Annotated in this window: 14 protein-coding genes; 7 read left to right on the forward strand and 7 right to left on the reverse strand. The window is 50.4% G+C overall.

Going from position 1 to position 16,373, the window contains the following annotated elements:
- Positions 1-111: 111 nt before the first annotated feature.
- Positions 112-945 (reverse strand): L,D-transpeptidase, encoded by an 834-nt coding sequence (locus HBA93_RS09675; RefSeq protein WP_221723213.1) that lies wholly within the window; start codon positions 943-945, stop codon positions 112-114.
- Positions 946-1,248: 303 nt separating this feature from the next.
- Between HBA93_RS09675 and HBA93_RS09680 the strand changes: the two genes are divergently transcribed.
- The 4 genes from HBA93_RS09680 (at position 1,249) to hisG (ending at position 5,379) form a co-directional block, all read left to right on the forward strand.
- Entirely contained in the window at positions 1,249-1,899 is a 651-nt protein-coding gene (locus HBA93_RS09680) for a DNA-3-methyladenine glycosylase I (RefSeq protein WP_221723135.1), read from the forward strand.
- A 123-nt stretch (positions 1,900-2,022) separates the two neighbouring features.
- Positions 2,023-3,546, forward strand: coding sequence for a histidine--tRNA ligase (gene hisS, locus HBA93_RS09685; protein WP_221723136.1), 1,524 nt, complete (start codon positions 2,023-2,025; stop codon positions 3,544-3,546).
- 1 nt (position 3,547) lies between these two features.
- On the forward strand, positions 3,548-4,690 hold the full coding sequence (locus tag HBA93_RS09690) for an ATP phosphoribosyltransferase regulatory subunit (protein ID WP_221723137.1): 1,143 nt from the start codon (positions 3,548-3,550) through the stop codon (positions 4,688-4,690).
- Positions 4,687-5,379, forward strand: coding sequence for an ATP phosphoribosyltransferase (gene hisG / locus HBA93_RS09695; RefSeq protein WP_121991866.1), 693 nt, complete (start codon positions 4,687-4,689; stop codon positions 5,377-5,379). Before HBA93_RS09690 ends, hisG begins: the two co-directional genes overlap by 4 nt.
- Before the next feature lie 83 nt (positions 5,380-5,462).
- Here hisG and HBA93_RS09700 read toward each other — a convergent pair whose 3' ends face one another.
- From HBA93_RS09700 to HBA93_RS09725, 6 genes are all read right to left on the reverse strand, one after another.
- Complete coding sequence (locus HBA93_RS09700; protein ID WP_221723138.1) at positions 5,463-5,864, reverse strand: DoxX family protein; 402 nt, start codon at positions 5,862-5,864, stop codon at positions 5,463-5,465.
- A 327-nt stretch (positions 5,865-6,191) separates the two neighbouring features.
- Positions 6,192-7,583 (reverse strand): class II fumarate hydratase, encoded by a 1,392-nt coding sequence (gene fumC / locus HBA93_RS09705; RefSeq protein ID WP_122093654.1) that lies wholly within the window; start codon positions 7,581-7,583, stop codon positions 6,192-6,194.
- A gap of 192 nt (positions 7,584-7,775) precedes the next feature.
- A complete protein-coding gene (locus HBA93_RS09710) occupies positions 7,776-8,027 on the reverse strand; it encodes a hypothetical protein (protein ID WP_121991863.1) in 252 nt (83 codons plus the stop codon).
- Between the two features lie 673 nt (positions 8,028-8,700).
- On the reverse strand, positions 8,701-10,344 hold the full coding sequence (gene groL / locus HBA93_RS09715) for a chaperonin GroEL (protein ID WP_121991862.1): 1,644 nt from the start codon (positions 10,342-10,344) through the stop codon (positions 8,701-8,703).
- A gap of 109 nt (positions 10,345-10,453) precedes the next feature.
- Positions 10,454-10,750, reverse strand: coding sequence for a co-chaperone GroES (groES, locus tag HBA93_RS09720; RefSeq protein ID WP_022711248.1), 297 nt, complete (start codon positions 10,748-10,750; stop codon positions 10,454-10,456).
- A 404-nt stretch (positions 10,751-11,154) separates the two neighbouring features.
- Positions 11,155-13,002, reverse strand: a complete 1,848-nt coding sequence (locus HBA93_RS09725) for a TadE/TadG family type IV pilus assembly protein (RefSeq protein ID WP_286201844.1) — start codon at positions 13,000-13,002, stop codon at positions 11,155-11,157.
- Between the two features lie 422 nt (positions 13,003-13,424).
- Between HBA93_RS09725 and HBA93_RS09730 the strand changes: the two genes are divergently transcribed.
- The 3 genes from HBA93_RS09730 (at position 13,425) to HBA93_RS09740 (ending at position 16,277) form a co-directional block, all read left to right on the forward strand.
- Complete coding sequence (locus HBA93_RS09730; RefSeq protein ID WP_122093651.1) at positions 13,425-14,273, forward strand: TIGR01459 family HAD-type hydrolase; 849 nt, start codon at positions 13,425-13,427, stop codon at positions 14,271-14,273.
- 55 nt (positions 14,274-14,328) lie between these two features.
- Positions 14,329-15,351 carry a bifunctional riboflavin kinase/FAD synthetase gene (locus HBA93_RS09735; RefSeq protein ID WP_121991906.1) on the forward strand — a complete coding sequence of 341 codons (1,023 nt, stop codon included), beginning with the start codon at positions 14,329-14,331 and terminating at the stop codon, positions 15,349-15,351.
- Positions 15,352-15,455: 104 nt separating this feature from the next.
- Positions 15,456-16,277 (forward strand): MipA/OmpV family protein, encoded by an 822-nt coding sequence (locus HBA93_RS09740; protein ID WP_502910078.1) that lies wholly within the window; start codon positions 15,456-15,458, stop codon positions 16,275-16,277.
- The last annotated feature ends 96 nt before the right edge of the window (positions 16,278-16,373 follow it).

The raw sequence follows: 16,373 nt of genomic DNA on the forward strand, positions 1-16,373 counted from the left end.
AGCCGCAATTTGCCATGCGATGAATAGAAAAGCCCTGCATCATCGTTTGATGCAGGGCTTCTGATTTTGAGGCGTTTAAGCAGAAATTTTACTCAGTTCTGCAGGGCAGCTTCAGAGAACGACGACTTTCGTGCCCACCGGCACCCGTTCATAGAGGTCTTCCACATCCTGATTGCGCATACGGATGCAGCCGGAAGATACCGCCCGCCCGATGGTCGATGGCGCATTGGTGCCGTGAATACGATAAAGCGTATTGCCTAAATACAGCGCACGTGCGCCGAGTGGATTGGCAATGCCGCCTTCCATGCGGATAGGAAGAATGCGGCCTTTCTTGCGTTCGCGGGCAATCATTTCTTTCGGCGGGTGCCAAGTCGGCCATTCGGCTTTGCGGCTCACAGTTTCTGTGCCTTTCCAGCCGAAACCTTCTTTACCAACGCCTACGCCATAGCGGCGGGCTTTGCCATTGCTCCCGACAAGATACAGAAACTTGTTTTTTGTATCGATAACGATTGTTCCGGATTTGTGGGAGGCTGTGTAATCAACTTCCTGCGGCAGATAAATCGGGTTCATACCACCTGCGGCCTTTGCAGGATTTTGCGCTGCTGTCGCGCTGGTACGAATGAATGAACCCTGCTGATAGGTTGCATTCCGGCGCAGGGTCTTATCCTGTTTTGTGCGTGCTTGCTGGTTTGTGTATGAGCGCTGCACCGGTGCCTGAATGTCTTGTGGTCCGCTGTTGCGGTAGATACGCGGCTTTGATGGCGCAAGCTGTGTGGTATAACGTTGAGGCTGCAATTGAGTGACCCAGGGCGCACTCAGATCAGGGCTGAGAACCAGAGGCGGCGGTGTGGCATAACGGTCATTGGCAAATGCGCCGCCAGCTGAAATGGCGGACAGGGCAAAAGCAGCAATGGATGCGATCAGCAGCAGATGACGTGGTTTCATCAGATCGTCCTGTGTTGAAGTCATGCCTGAAACTGTGATGCACTGTTCAGCAGGCGAGGCATGCAGATTCCTTTGCCCCGACTGTGATGCCTGACCCTTTTGAAAAGGTGAATCACTGCCTTGCGGATGCACGAATGCGGTGAAAACTTTCTCTTTTGGTTATCAGCAGGTAAATATTCTTGGTTGGGTTTCGCAACTGCATTCCATCTTGAAACGGAAGATATGTTCTTTTTTTGTTCCATGTCAAATGAAATATGTTATAGAGAGACTCATTGGTTTAAGCAGGGATTGTGCAGGTGAGTAATGGGGCAGGATATACCGGTTCTGGAGGCGGGATTGCATTTGGGGGAAGACGGGCGGGTACGCTGCGGATGGCATGGCGGTTTGCCGGACTATCTGCTTTACCATGATACGGAATGGGGGTTTCCGGTTGATAATGATCGCCGTCTTTTCGAGAAAATATGTCTGGAGGGCTTTCAGTCCGGCCTGTCATGGCTGACGATTTTGCGTAAACGTGAAAATTTCCGTCGTGCTTTTGCAGAGTTTGATTTTTATGAAATGACGCAGTTTACTGAGGAAGATGTTGAACGTCTGATGCAGGATAAGGGCATTGTACGCCATCGCGGCAAAATCAAATCAGCGATTAATAATGCAGGACGTGCGATTGACCTGATTGCTGAGAAAGGTTCGCTGGCTGCTTATTTCTGGAGCTTTGAGCCGCAGCCGAAAGACCGGCCGGTGCGGTTTGATCTGGCGGCCTATAAAGCTAATCCTTTAACCGAGATTTCTACCCGTATCAGCAAGGATTTGAAGAAGCGTGGCTGGTCATTTGTCGGCCCGACGACGGTTTATGCTTTTATGCAGGCAATGGGGCTGGTGAATGATCATCTGGAAGGCTGTTATTGCCGCCCTGTGATTGAACGCTTGCGGCAGGATTTTGTGCGGCCTGCATAATGTGTTTCTGCGCGGATCTTACTCTTGCCGCATGCAAACTGATCGGTTAGGAAACATACGCGCCTTTCAAGGATATTAAGGCATTTAATCTTCAAGATAACTCAAGTTTAGCGGATCAGTATCATGGCAAATAAAGCGGAGAAGATGAAAGCGCGGTTGCCGCGCGGCTTTGTGGACCGTGAGCCTCATGATCTGCGTGCTGCCGAGAAGATGCTGGCGACAATCCGTGAGGTTTATGAGCGTTACGGTTTTGATCCGATTGAAACACCGCTTGTTGAATATACTGATGCTTTGGGCAAATTCCTGCCGGATCAGGATCGCCCGAATGAAGGTGTGTTCTCGCTGCAGGATGATGATGAACAATGGCTGTCGCTGCGCTATGATCTGACTGCGCCGCTGGCGCGTCATGTGGCTGAGAATTTCAATGAAATTCAGCTGCCGTTCCGCACCTATCGCAATGGCTGGGTATTCCGCAATGAAAAACCGGGTCCTGGTCGTTTCCGTCAGTTTATGCAGTTTGATGCGGATACGGTTGGCGCGCCGGGCGTGTCTGCCGATGCGGAAATGTGCATGATGGCAGCGGATACGCTGGAGCGTCTTGGCATTCAGCGCGGTGATTATATGATCCGCGTCAATAATCGTAAGGTTCTCGACGGCGTGCTGGAGGCAATCGGTCTGGCTGGTGATGATAATGCCGGTCGTCGTTTGAATGTGCTGCGTGCCATCGACAAGCTCGACAAGTTTGGTGAAGAGGGCGTGAAGCTGTTGCTTGGTGAGGGCCGCCGTGATGAATCCGGTGACTTTACCAAAGGTGCTGGCCTTGATGCCGCAGCGATTGCCAAAGTTCTCGACTTTACCGCTGCCGGTGCGGAAGATGGTCAGCAGACCATCGTGAATTTACGTGCTGTTGTTGAAGGCAATGCCCGTGGCACAGAAGGCGTTGAAGAACTCGCACAGATGCAGATTTTGTTTGATGCAGGCGGCTATGCCGGTCGTGTCAAAATTGATCCGTCCGTTGTGCGTGGTCTCGAATATTACACCGGCCCTGTCTATGAAGCTGAGCTGCAGTTCGATGTCACCAATGAAAAGGGTGAAAAAGTCGTGTTCGGTTCTGTTGGCGGCGGTGGTCGTTACGATGGACTGGTATCGCGTTTCCGCGGCCAGCCGGTTCCGGCAACAGGTTTCTCGATCGGTGTTTCCCGCCTAATGACTGCGTTGAAAAACCTCGGCAAGCTCGGCACAGAAGATGCAATGGCGCCGGTTGTCATTACTGTAATGGATGGTGATGCCGAAAGTCTTGGACGCTATCAGAAATTCACGCAGGATCTGCGTGATGCCGGCATCCGCGCCGAGATGTATCAGGGCAACTGGAAGAAATTTGGTAATCAGCTGAAATATGCAGATCGCCGCAATGCGCCGCTTGCGATTATTCAGGGCGGTGATGAGCGTGCCAATGGCGAAATCCAGATTAAGGATCTGATCGAGGGCAAGCGTCTTTCCGGTGAGATCGAAAGCAATGAGGAATGGCGTGCAAGCCGTCCGGCGCAGATCACTGTCAAAGAAGCTGATCTGGTTGCTGAAGTGAAGCGTATTCTGGCTGAACAGGCTGAGGATCGTTTGCAGGAACGAAGCAGGCAGGCGAACTAAAATGAGCAATCGTCAAACAGCAGATATTGCCGCTGATCTGGCGTCTTATTTTGCAACCACGTCGAGTGAAGCCGTTGATATTCCGATCCTGCAACCGGCTGATCCGTTTCTGGATATGGCCGGTGAGGATCTGCGCAGCCGGATTTTCCTGACCGAGAATGAGAATGGCGACAGTCTGTGCCTGCGTCCGGAATTTACCATTCCGGTCTGCCGCAATCATATTGCGCTGAATGCAGCCACACCAAAACGCTATTCCTATATTGGTGAGGTTTTCCGTCAGCGTCGTGAAGGTGGTACAAGCTTTCATCAGGCCGGTATTGAAGATCTTGGCGGCGATAACGAACCTGCCTCAGATGCGCGCTCTTTGAGCGATGCTCTGAATGCTGTGCGTCAGGCTGCCCCCCATGCATCATTGCAGGTTCTGCTCGGCGATCAGTCTGTGTTTGAAGCTGTTCTGGCATCTCTCGGCCTGCCGCGCGGCTGGCAGAAAAAATTGGCACGTGCTTTTGGCAGTGCTGAACTGCTGGAGCTGGCCTTGCAGGATTTGGCATCGCCGCGTCTTGGTAATGTTATCCCTGAGCGTTTGCGTCAGATTGTTGATGAGCAGGGCGAAGATGCTTTGGTCACGGCACTTGCGCAGGAAATGCAGGTTGCAGGTATTTCGCCAGCCGCGGGCCGCAGTCCTTCTGAAATTGCACGGCGTCTGATGGAGAAGCAGCAGCTGGCTGCGGTTCAACTGGCAGATCGGGTGCTGACGGCGCTTAAGACATTTCTGTCCATTCGCGTGCCGCTGGAACAGGCGACTGCACAGCTGACAGAATTTGCTGAACAGAATGGTCTTGATCTCGGTGCTGCATTGCAGAGCTTCGGCAAACGTGTTGAGGAAATGCGTAAGACTGGTATTGATCTCGGCATTATCGCTTATGATGCAGGTTTTGGCCGCCCGCTCGATTATTATACCGGTCTGGTTTACGAAATTACCAGTCGTGATGCTGATTGTGGCGTGATTGTCGGTGGCGGACGCTATGACCGCTTGTTGACAATGCTGGGCGCGAAAGAGCGTATTTCCGGTGTTGGTTTTTCCATCTGGCTCGACCGCTTACAAAAATGCGCCGAGGCAACACAGACAGGAGCACGCTCATGACTGTAACACTGGCTTTGCCTTCCAAAGGCCGCCTGAAAGAGCAGACAATTGCAGTCATGGCGAAAGCCGGATTGCATGTGGTTCTGCCGGAAGATGACCGCAACTACCGCGCCCGTATTGAAGGCGTGGATGATGTGGATATTTTGTTTCTCTCCGCGTCAGAAATTGCCCGTGAACTGGGCTATGGCACGGTTGATCTCGGTGTAACCGGTGAGGATCTTATTCGTGAGACACTGGCGCGTGCCGATGAAAAAGTGCAGATTGAGACACAGCTTGGCTTTGGTCATGCAGATGTGATCGTGGCTGTGCCTGAAGTCTGGCACGATGTTGCGACAATGGCCGATCTGGATGATGTAGCGGCAGATTTCCGTCAGCGCCATGGACGCCGTTTGCGGATTGCCACCAAATATTGGCGGCTGACACAGCAGTTCTTCTCTCAGAAACACGGAATTCAGGTTTACCGTATTGTTGAGAGCTTGGGTGCTACCGAAGGTGCACCGGCAGCCGGTTCCGCAGATATTATCGTAGATATTACTTCGACCGGTTCGACATTACGAGCCAATAGGCTGAAAATTCTGGATGATGGCATTATGCTGAAATCGCAGGCTTGTCTGGTTTCTGCACGCCGCAGTCTGGATAATCCGCGTGTGGCGGAAATCATCAGCCGTATTTGTTGTAGTTTGAAATAAGCTTAAATACTTAAAGTTTAAAAATTAAAGGCCGCAATTCGTAAGAATTGCGGCCTTTTTGATAGATCAAAAGCGTTTGGCTATTAGCGACCGCGACGGTCAACTGAATATGCACCGGCACCGGTTACGGCGAGCAGCAGCAGGCCACCTGCAATTGCGAGGTTCTTCTGTGCCATCAGTGCGTTCATGCCTTCGGCAAAATCCATATGAGCTACCAGTGTGGCGCCGATGGTGAACAGCGCAACAACAACCGCTGCGATACGGGTCTGAAAACCGATCAGAATGGCAAGGCCGCCGACAAATTCAATCAGGCCAACGAGAACTGCGGTCACGCTTGGCATTGGCAGGCCGATTGCACCGAAATACTGCGCAGTACCTTCAAGGCCGGTCAGCTTGCTCCAACCTGCAAGAATGAAAAGAATAGCAAGAAAGATGCGGGAGATCAGGATAACAATGGAATTCTGGGAGGCGGAAACAGTGCTCATTATGAGGCTCCGGATGAGATATTGCTGGAGGGGTAAGAGGCTTCCAGGCAATAAAAGTTAACAATAGAAAAGTGATTTATGCTGCAGGCTCATTGTGCGCAGCATGAAGTGCTGTTGCGCAATGGATAACTAACAAGTGACTGTATTGTAAATATAGACAGATATTGACATATCGTTCATCAATAGTGAACCCTAAAATAGCATGTCGAAATTTAAAATTGTTCACTCTGCATTGATAACGGGCTAAAGTTACGAGACGTTATAAAAGAAAACAGCCCGCAACAGTGAGCTGTTGCGGGCTGCAATAAATGCATCATACAAAGCAACTTATGAGGGCTGCAACATCAGTTCCGGACGCACTAAAGCTTCATATTCTGCTTCACTGACAAGGCCGCTTTTCAGGGCTTCTTCGCGTAAAGTCGTGCCATTATGATGAGCGGTTTTGGCAATCTTCGCGGCCGCATCGTAACCGATTTGCGGGGCAAGAGCTGTTACCAGCATCAGCGAATTTTCCATCAGTTCATGAATGCGGGCTTCATTGGCTTCAATCCCGTCAATACAATGATCAACAAAAGAATTCATGCCATCGGCCAGCAAACGGATAGATTGCAGCACATTGGCCGCTATTACCGGTTTGAAAACATTAAGCTCAAAATGCCCCTGACTGGAAGCAACGGTGACAGTCGTATGATTGCCGAAAACCTGCGCAGCCACCATGGTCAAAGCTTCTGCCTGAGTCGGATTGACTTTGCCCGGCATGATCGATGAACCCGGTTCATTCTCCGGCAATTGCAATTCCCCGAGACCGGAGCGCGGGCCAGAGCCGAGAAAGCGAATATCGTTGGCAACTTTAAACAGATCCGCAGCTAAAGCATTCAGGCTGCCATGCAGGTTGAGCAGAGCGCCATGGGAGGCGAGTGCTTCAAACTTGTTGGGCGCTGTTTTGAACGGGAGACCGGTAATATTGGCAACGGCTTCCGCGAAACCGGTATCAAAACCTTTGGCGGAGTTCAGGCCGGTGCCGACCGCTGTACCGCCTTGTGCCAGCAGATAAACATCTGTCAGGCTTTGCACAATACGGTGCTTGCCATATTCAATTGCGGCACGGTAACCGGAGAATTCCTGCCCTAAGGTGACAGGCGTGGCATCCTGCGTATGTGTGCGGCCGATCTTGATCAGATGTGCGAATTTCTCTTCTTTGGCTTTGAGCGCATCAATCAGATGATCGAGGGCAGGGAGCAAGCGCGATGTGACTTCAATCGCCGTGGCAATATGCATCGCTGTCGGGAAGCTATCATTGGATGATTGCCCCATATTCACATGGTCATTCGGATGAACCGGCTTTTTGCTGCCTGTTGTGCCGCCGAGCATTTCAATAGCACGGTTGGAGATTACTTCATTCACATTCATGTTCGACTGCGTGCCGGAACCAGTCTGATAAATAACCAGCGGGAAGTGATCATCCAGTTTACCTTCAACAACTTCTGCTGCAGCCACCGTAATGGCACGGCCTAACACCGGATCAAGCTTGCCCAAAGCAATATTCGTCTCTGCTGCAGCCTGTTTGACAATGCCGAGTGCATGGATGAGCGGCAGAGGCTGGCGATCTGTTCCGATTTTAAAATTTTGCAGAGAGCGCTGGGTCTGCGCACCCCAGTAACGATCATTATCAACAGCGATAGGGCCGAAACTATCGGTTTCGGTACGTTGGTCAGACATTTACAGCTCCTGAAGTTCTGTATTCTGGGAAGATGTCAGTTTGTCATATGGTATCAGTTACAGGCATTGCGAGACTGTGCAAAACACAGTTTTGTGTAGGGATAATCACGGTGGTGCGAGAGCATAAGTTGAATATTTTCAGTGCCATGCCAGTGCTCTGACTGTGTTGTATAAGACATTAGGAAAGATGTCTTAGTCGTCTTCAGCCTCATCATCCGGATTTTCTATCCAGGCCGTCGGGTTGATTTTTTTCTGTGTTGTGCTGTCAATAAAAGTCCACCAGCCGGTATCGCTTTCGGTCCAGTCGCCACCTGCTTTTTGAAGCTGTTCAAGCTGGCGGTAACGGGCAGGGGATTCATTGATCTGACCATCAAAGTCTGTCCAGATTACTGTGACTGTGCGCCCGTCCTGCGGTGCCGTTGTAATCGGGTGTTCTTTACGCATGAGTCTTCCCTCCGTTGCGGTGCAATGAAAGCACTGTCCAGATCAGAACAGCGAAACTTGTATAGCCAAGCCTATAGCGCAATCCGAAAAGTGTGAAGCATTATATGTAAAACAGAGTGTTGAGGTGGTGCGGCCACTCTACAGATTGAACTATAAGGTTCACAGCCGGTACCGGTGGTGCCGGAATCCTTATTGAAGGTCCATGGAAAAAAGTGGAAATTGTGCTGAGGAGGGCGTGGGAAGACGGGTCTCCCCGTCTTCCCTTTGCGCGGTCAGCAGTTCCTTCAAGCGGGGGCAAATAGGATTACCGACCAGCGCAAGCTGTAGATTTTCAATCTTTAAAGCCTGATCCTTAAGGAGATACTAAAATAATTTTGGGTTATCATTAAGTACAGTAACTTTAAAAAAATAATGCATCGCAATTGTGATGGTCGCTAATCATATTGGTTACAATTTATTTAGAAATATTTCTCCTGAAAATGGGAGGGACTCCATAATCGGCATATATGGGTAAGGCAGGCTGTAACCTGTGCTGGGTCACCAGGCAGTACAGATTTTAACGTTTAGATATAAAAAAGCCTCTGATTTCTCAGAGGCTTTTTCATTTCTTAGCTGCATTATCGTGGCCGCACAGGCGCAGGCGCCTGTGCTACGAAATGTTTGGATGGACTTCTTAGAAGTCCATGCCGCCCATGCCGCCCATGCCGCCGCCTGGCATTGCTGGCATGCCGCCGTCTTTCTTCGGCAGTTCAGCAATCATGGCTTCAGTGGTGATCATCAGACCAGCGATCGAAGCTGCGTTCTGCAGAGCAGTACGAACAACCTTAACCGGATCAACAACACCAGCTTTGATCAGATCGCCATATTCGTTGGTTGCAGTGTTGTAACCAAAGGTTTCTGAAGCGTTTTCGAGGATTTTACCAACGATAACAGAAGCTTCTTCACCGGCGTTTGTGGTGATCTGACGGGCAGGAGCCTGCAGAGCGCGACGGATGATGTTGATACCGGCTTCCTGATCAGCATTGATACCTTTTGCAGTGATGTTTGCAGAAGCGCGCAGAAGTGCAGTACCACCACCAGCAACAATACCTTCTTCAACCGCAGCGCGGGTTGCGTTCAGAGCATCGTCAACGCGGTCTTTGCGTTCTTTCACTTCAACTTCAGTTGCACCGCCAACGCGGATAACTGCTACACCGCCGGCGAGCTTAGCAAGACGTTCCTGCAGCTTTTCGCGGTCGTAGTCGGAAGAGGTTTCTTCGATCTGCTGTTTGATCTGGCCAACGCGGGCTTCGATTTCAGCTTTTGAACCGGCACCATCAACAACAGTTGTGTTTTCTTTGGTGATCGCAACTTTCTTCGCACGACCGAGCATGTCGAGAGTCACGGATTCCAGCTTGATGCCGAGATCTTCGGAGATAACCTGACCACCGGTGAGGATAGCGATATCTTCAAGCATTGCCTTACGGCGATCGCCGAAGCCAGGAGCCTTAACAGCAGCAATTTTCAGACCGCCGCGCAGCTTGTTAACAACCAGAGTTGCCAGTGCTTCGCCTTCTACGTCTTCAGCAATGATAACGAGTGGCTTGGAGGTCTGAACAACAGCTTCGAGAACCGGCAGAAGAGCCTGCAGGTTGGAAAGCTTCTTTTCGTGCAGAAGGATATAAGCGTCTTCCAGTTCTGCAACCATCTTTTCAGGATTGGTTACGAAATACGGAGACAGGTAGCCGCGGTCAAACTGCATACCTTCAACAACTTCGAGCTCTGTTTCAGCTGTCTTGGCTTCTTCAACAGTGATAACGCCTTCGTTGCCGACTTTCTGCATCGCTTCCGCAATCATGCGGCCGATTTCAGTTTCGCCGTTAGCGGAGATGGTGCCAACCTGAGCAACTTCTTCAGAAGTGTTGATTTTCTGAGCTTTACCGAGGAGGTTTGCAACAACTTCAGTAACAGCCAGATCAATACCGCGCTTCAGATCCATCGGGTTCATACCGGCAGCAACAGCTTTTGCGCCTTCCTGAACGATAGCCTGACCCAGCACAGTAGCGGTTGTTGTACCGTCACCTGCAGTGTCATTGGTCTTGGAAGCGACTTCGCGCAGCATCTGTGCGCCCATGTTTTCGAACTTGTCTTCAAGTTCTACTTCTTTGGCAACCGATACACCGTCTTTGGTGATGCGCGGTGCACCGAAAGATTTGTCGATAACAACGTTACGGCCTTTAGGGCCGAGCGTTACTTTAACAGCATCAGCAAGGATATCGACGCCGCGCAGCATTTTTTCGCGCGCTGAACGACCGAATTTTACGTCTTTAGCAGCCATTTTTCTCTCCTGGAGCCTGAGGTCTGGCCTTCAAGGCTTCCCGATTTGAACTGTTGAAAAGGAATGATGAATAAGCCCGGGCTATGAAGCGCTCAGGCTAAATCGAAAATCAGGCAATGATTCCGAGAATGTCGGATTCTTTCATGATCAGCAGGTCTTCGCCGCCGATCTTCACTTCTGTGCCGGACCATTTGCCGAACAGAACGCGGTCGCCTGCTTTAACGTCCAGAGCAACCAGCTTGCCGCTTTCGTCGCGGTTGCCGGAACCAACGGCGACAACTTCGCCTTCAGACGGCTTTTCTTTGGCTGAATCAGGAATAATGATGCCACCGGCTGTCTTTGCTTCCGATTCTACACGACGAACGACAACGCGGTCATGAAGAGGGCGGAAATTGATCTCTGCCATGGATATAACCCTTGAAAATACGCCTTGAAATAAGGCAGCAAAATGAGTTGAAGGCCTTTCGGCCCGTGGATTATTAGCACTCTCTTTGTGCGAGTGCTAACGTGCTTTTGATATAGGAAAGAGCCGTTTCAGAGTCAAGGTTTCCGGTTGGCGTAAAAGATAATATTACCGGTAATAAACCCTGTAAAAACTGACAGGGAGCACCAAAAATCAGATGCTTAGGCAAGCATATGATGCTTGTCCGGCGGATTTATAAGTGTCTGACAGCAACAAATTTGTGTGTCACAAAATCATATCGCCGGTGAAGCAGATATTATTGTCCGAATATGAAAGCCGTATGAAGTCTGTTGTGGGGAATAGGCCACGATGCGTACTATGCGGCAGCACCGTGGCTTTCTCATCAATCAGCGGACAACGCGCAGATTGGATAACTCATCAGCAATTTCGCGGAATGTCTGTTCAAGATTGCCGCCGGTTGTATTCCAGAAAAGTTTGGCGCGTCTGGTCGGAAAATCCGGGTCAAAGCGAACGCGTGAATCCGAAGCGCATTCTTTCATAGTTTCCATCTGCTTGCGATCTGTCGCATTGTTTTGCCGAAGATCAAGCGCGACAGTCATCACCATAATATTGTCTTGTTTTGCAAGCTCGCACAGTCTTTTGAAGCGGGCATTAAGCGCTTCAGTATAATAGGCATTGTCATGAACGTTGCCGACGCCGCGTGCTTCCTGAAAGATACGTGTTCTGTCATAGAATTTGGTTGTAACTGCGGTATATCCCAGCGAAGAATAGTTGGATATGTTGCCCGCACTGTCTGTGCCGCCGAGTGAGTTGTAACGGTAATAAGTGTTAGCGCCATCGGTCAGAACAATAACGACCTTGTCATTGCCCCGCTCTGACGCAGCTCTTCCGCCTGCAAAAGGTGAGTTCTGGATAAGTGTCCGCCAACCCCAGACCATGCCTTCCGGCACATTTGTACCGCCATCCGGCTGCATTCTTGCAATAGCATTTTTTACCGTTTTCAGACCATTCTCAGTTGTAACATCTGTCAGCGTTGTGATCGGCGTTGTTGTGCAGCTGTAATTCGGTCCGGTCGTTCCTTCGCCAGATGTGTTTTGCGCGACATAATATTTTTTTAAATCCCGCTGCATTGTTTGATAGCTGTCGTAACGCCCCCCATTATCCGTCCACCAATTGTTCAGGGAGCGGCTGGAGTCATATTCATCAGGGGCGAACATCGGCACATACATTGTGTCGGGGGTTACGAGTGACGGGCGGTCAGCATTAATGCCGTATTCTCCGGGGCGTGCTTCTACACAACCTTTCCAGCTTGTATATGTTCTGCCACGTGTAGTTTGCATGTCATTATACAGGCTGAACCGCGTAAAATAATGGCCATTTTCGCTTCCCCAGCCAGACCCCTGTTTAAAATAAGCACTATCACGAAGAATGATATTTTTATTGTACCCGACATTGATCGGGTTGTTTGCCGTGGGCATGGTGAAGTTTTCATAATGAACTGGTGAGATGCCGGTCTGATCCATCCATGGCTGGCTCTGGTTTTCGGGGCCGATATTGACGGAGGCTGCAAAAGGAACCAGTGAAAACTGTACCGGATTTTCAAGATGCGTAATGAGTTTGGCTTGATCCGCCAGCTTGTCTACAAGCTGGGCGGATGCCTGCTTAAGTAAATCTATGCGCTTGAGACCCGAGCCCGAGCCGCGTTCAGACATCGAGCCGGAATTATCAAGGACCAGTGCGACTTCCAGTGTATTTTTAAGGCGCACAGTCGCAGACATTGAGTAAGTATATTTATCCCAGTCAACTTCATCTTTCGTCATAGCTTTCACAGCTCTTCCGTAAAATGAAATATACCGGAAGGATGCGCCGGCAACAATTTGCTGATCCGAATTCCGCCCTTTTGGAAAATCCAGAGTAAATGTAGTTTTGTCCGGCGTAATAGCGCGCAGATTGGCATCGAATATTTTTTTGCCGAATGCCCGGATTTGATTTTCCTCCGAAACGACCGTGAAGCGTTTACCCACAGCCAGTGCAGCGGCATCAAGTGAATGTTGAACATTTCCGCGCACGCGCATCAGATTGGCAGTGTCAATCGCCAGCATCATTGCAAAAAGAATAGGGGGGAGCATCAGAGCAAAAAGCGGAACAATGGCACCGGTCTGGTTTTTGCGAAACCGCATTATCAATGCAGAAAAACTGCCGGATCGCTGTTTCGGGCTTTTTACGCAACGCATAGTCTCTCCTGCCGGCACAGGCCGGAACATAGTCTTCTTATTGTCCGTCTGTTTCAGATCGTGTGACGTTTCAGAAAACGGCAAGCAAGACAGGAAACGCGATTCAATATTTTCATTTTCTCTGATGGTAATGGATTGGTTCTAACAAGGCGTCACGAAACACAGTAAAAAAACTGGGTACAGGGTAGAGTTAATGAAACATGAGCGGGATGGTTCCGCGCTTCGTCAAAATATAAACAGTGTTGTGATGTTTTCGCTCACGCAAAACGGGTGACATATGCTGCCTGTTGGTTTAGAGCATTTATAAAATCCGGCGCTTGAAGTTTCGGCCTCACTTGCGTCTTTCATGCCGATCCGTGCGCGCGAATTGTGCGCCATATGCTCCGTGAAGCTGCGGAGATAATTGATTTAAGGATAGTTTTATGCTGCATCCGGCGAAACTCGATGATCTTTTTGACCGTTATGATGTGATCTTCAGTGATGTCTGGGGCGTGTTGCATAATGGGGTGGAAGCTTATCGTCCGGCTGCAGATGCTTTGAAACGCGCTCGTGAAGCCGGTGTTAAAGTGGTGCTGATTACCAATTCGCCGCGCCCAAATCCCGGTGTTGCAGCCCAGATGGAAATGATGGCTATCACCAATGAAAGCTATGACCAGATCGTGACATCCGGTGATGTTACCCGCGATCTGATTGCTGCAGGCCCGCGTAAAATCTATCATCTGGGACCTGAGCGCGAACTGGCGATCTATGACGGTCTGGATGTGGAACTGGTTGAAGAATATGAGGCATCCGGTGTTGTCTGTACCGGTCTGGTCGATGACGAAGTGGAAAAGCCTGAAGATTATGCCGAATTGCTGCAGCGTTTCCGTTCGCGCAATCTGCCATTCATCTGCGCTAATCCTGATATCGTCGTAGAGCGCGGCACCCGTCTGATCTGGTGTGCCGGTGCGCTGGCGCGTGATTATACGCAGCTTGGTGGTCGTACGCTCATAGCCGGTAAACCGCATCATCCGATTTATGCAGCGGCAATGCAGGCCGCAGAAAAGCTGACCGGCAAGCCTGTTGATAAATCCCGCATCCTTGCAATCGGCGACGGTATGCTGACCGATGTGAAAGGCGCGCAGAATTACGGTGTGGATGTGCTGTATATTTCCGGCGGTATTCACGCGGCTGACTATGTGGCCAAGGGCGAAGTCGATCACGACAAGCTGCTGGCATTTCTCGGCCGTCACGGTGAGGCACCGGCAGCGGTGATGCGTCATCTGGTGTGACCGCCGGAAATTTTTAATCCCTGAACAACTGATCTGAAACAACCCGATGACTGTGATGCCTTCAGAATTTGCTGCAAAATCCGCAATTCTTCGTCTCACCTGCGGTGTGAGCGGAAGTGAGCCGCTGCCTGCGCATATGCGCGGCGGCGTTGTGGCAATCGGCAATTTTGACGGTGTACATCGCGGTCATCAGGCTGTGCTTGAAAAAACGCTGCAACTGGCCAAAGAGCGCAATTGTCCGGCTGTTGTGCTGACATTTGAGCCGCATCCGCGCAGTTTTTTTAATCCGGATCAACCGGTTGACCGCCTGACTGATGCGCAGGAAAAAGCGGCTATTCTGGGCTTGCTCGGCTTTGATGTTGTGGTGGAGCAGGGCTTTGATGCCGGTTTTTCATGCCTGAGCGCGCAGGAATTTATCGATCAGGCATTGATCGGGCGGTTGGGCGCATCGGAAGTCATTACCGGTGTTGATTTTCACTTCGGTAAAAAGCGGCAGGGCAATCCGGAATTTTTGAAACAGGCGGGTGAGAAACACGGTTTCGGCGTCACCCTGATTGAGCCTTTTACAGATGAGGGCGGCGAGGTTGTTTCCTCCTCACGCATTCGCTCCCATCTGGCGGAAGGTGATGTGGCGGGAGCCGCGGGACTGTTGGGCTATCGCTATACGCTGGCCAGCACTGTTATTAAAGGCAAGCAGCTGGGGCGCACGCTTGGTTTTCCTACAGCCAATATGGCGTTGCCTGAACAAACCAATCTGAAACACGGTATTTATGCTGTGCGTTTCCGCCGTGCTGACGGCACACTTTATGATGGTGTTGCCAGTTTTGGCCGCCGTCCGACCGTGGACAGTGACGGCTGTGCACTGCTTGAGACATTCTTGTTTGATTTCTCAGGCGATCTCTACGGTGAATTCTGTTCTGTCTCGTTCTTTGCTTATTTGCGCGGAGAAGAAAAATTCGATTCGCTTGATGCATTGATGGTGCAGATGCGGCAGGACGAAGCTGAAGCACGGGCAATCTTATCTGCTGTGCAGCCGCTTTCTTTGCTGGATTCCTATCTGACATTTTCCCGCAATTAAATTGATCTCAATACTTCAGAATATATTTACCGCTTTACTTGAAAAATAGGCGCATATCTGTTTTCGGCCTGCAAGTGGTGTCTGGAGTGTGCGTTTTGCGTAATGTGTTTAACCGGTTCCGTATTGCCGGATTAGCTGTTTTGTCTGCTGCATGCTTCATTCATCCGGCTTTGGCTGAAGAGGGCGGACAATCATCAGGAAAACATTTCTGGTCCGGAGACTGGTCACTGACCGTCGGCGGTGACTTTTACCGCCAGCCCCGTTTTACAGGCTCCAGCAAATATATAATGAGTGCGCAGCCTCTGATTTCTTTTGGCCGCACAGGCGTTGCAGAGCGCTTTTCATCCCGCAATGACAATATTTCCTTCGCTCTGATGGATATGGAAGATTTTCGCGTGGGATTGACCGGTGAATTTTTGATGGCGCGTGGCGGCAGTCAGGCCGATGGCTTGAAAGATGTACCATGGGGCGGTGAGGTCGGCGGTTTCATGGAGTTCTACCCGACAGACTGGTTTCGTTTGCGCTCAGAACTACGTCACGGGGTTCGTGCGCATAATGGTATTGTCGGCGAGTTGGCAGGGGATGCATTTTATGATGTGACACCGGCTATCCGTGTTTCCGGCGGACCGCGCATGTCTTTTGCTTCAGAGAAATATCTGGATACTTATTATGGTATTAATGCTGAGGAATCCGTTGCCAGCGGTCTTTCCGTTTATGATCCGGATAGCGGGGGAATTACATCTGCCGGACTGGGCGGCGCAGTAACATGGATGACAACCGATAAGATCACAACCAGCCTTTATGCCGAATATACTAATTTGCAGGGTAAAGCGGCACGCTCCAGCCTTGTATCCGAGCGCGGATCGCGCCATCAGCTGACGGTTGGTGTTTCGGCAACCTACCGTTTTGATTTTACACTGGACTGATGTTTTAAGCGAAAACCGTCAGGTTTTAGAAAAGTATCGGCTTATTTGCTTTGAAAATCTGCCGGAAGGGCAAAGTTTATCTGTCTTGCCTCTTTA

It is taken from the genome of Ochrobactrum sp. SFR4 (genome assembly GCF_019730395.1).
Taxonomy (GTDB): domain Bacteria; phylum Pseudomonadota; class Alphaproteobacteria; order Rhizobiales; family Rhizobiaceae; genus Pseudochrobactrum.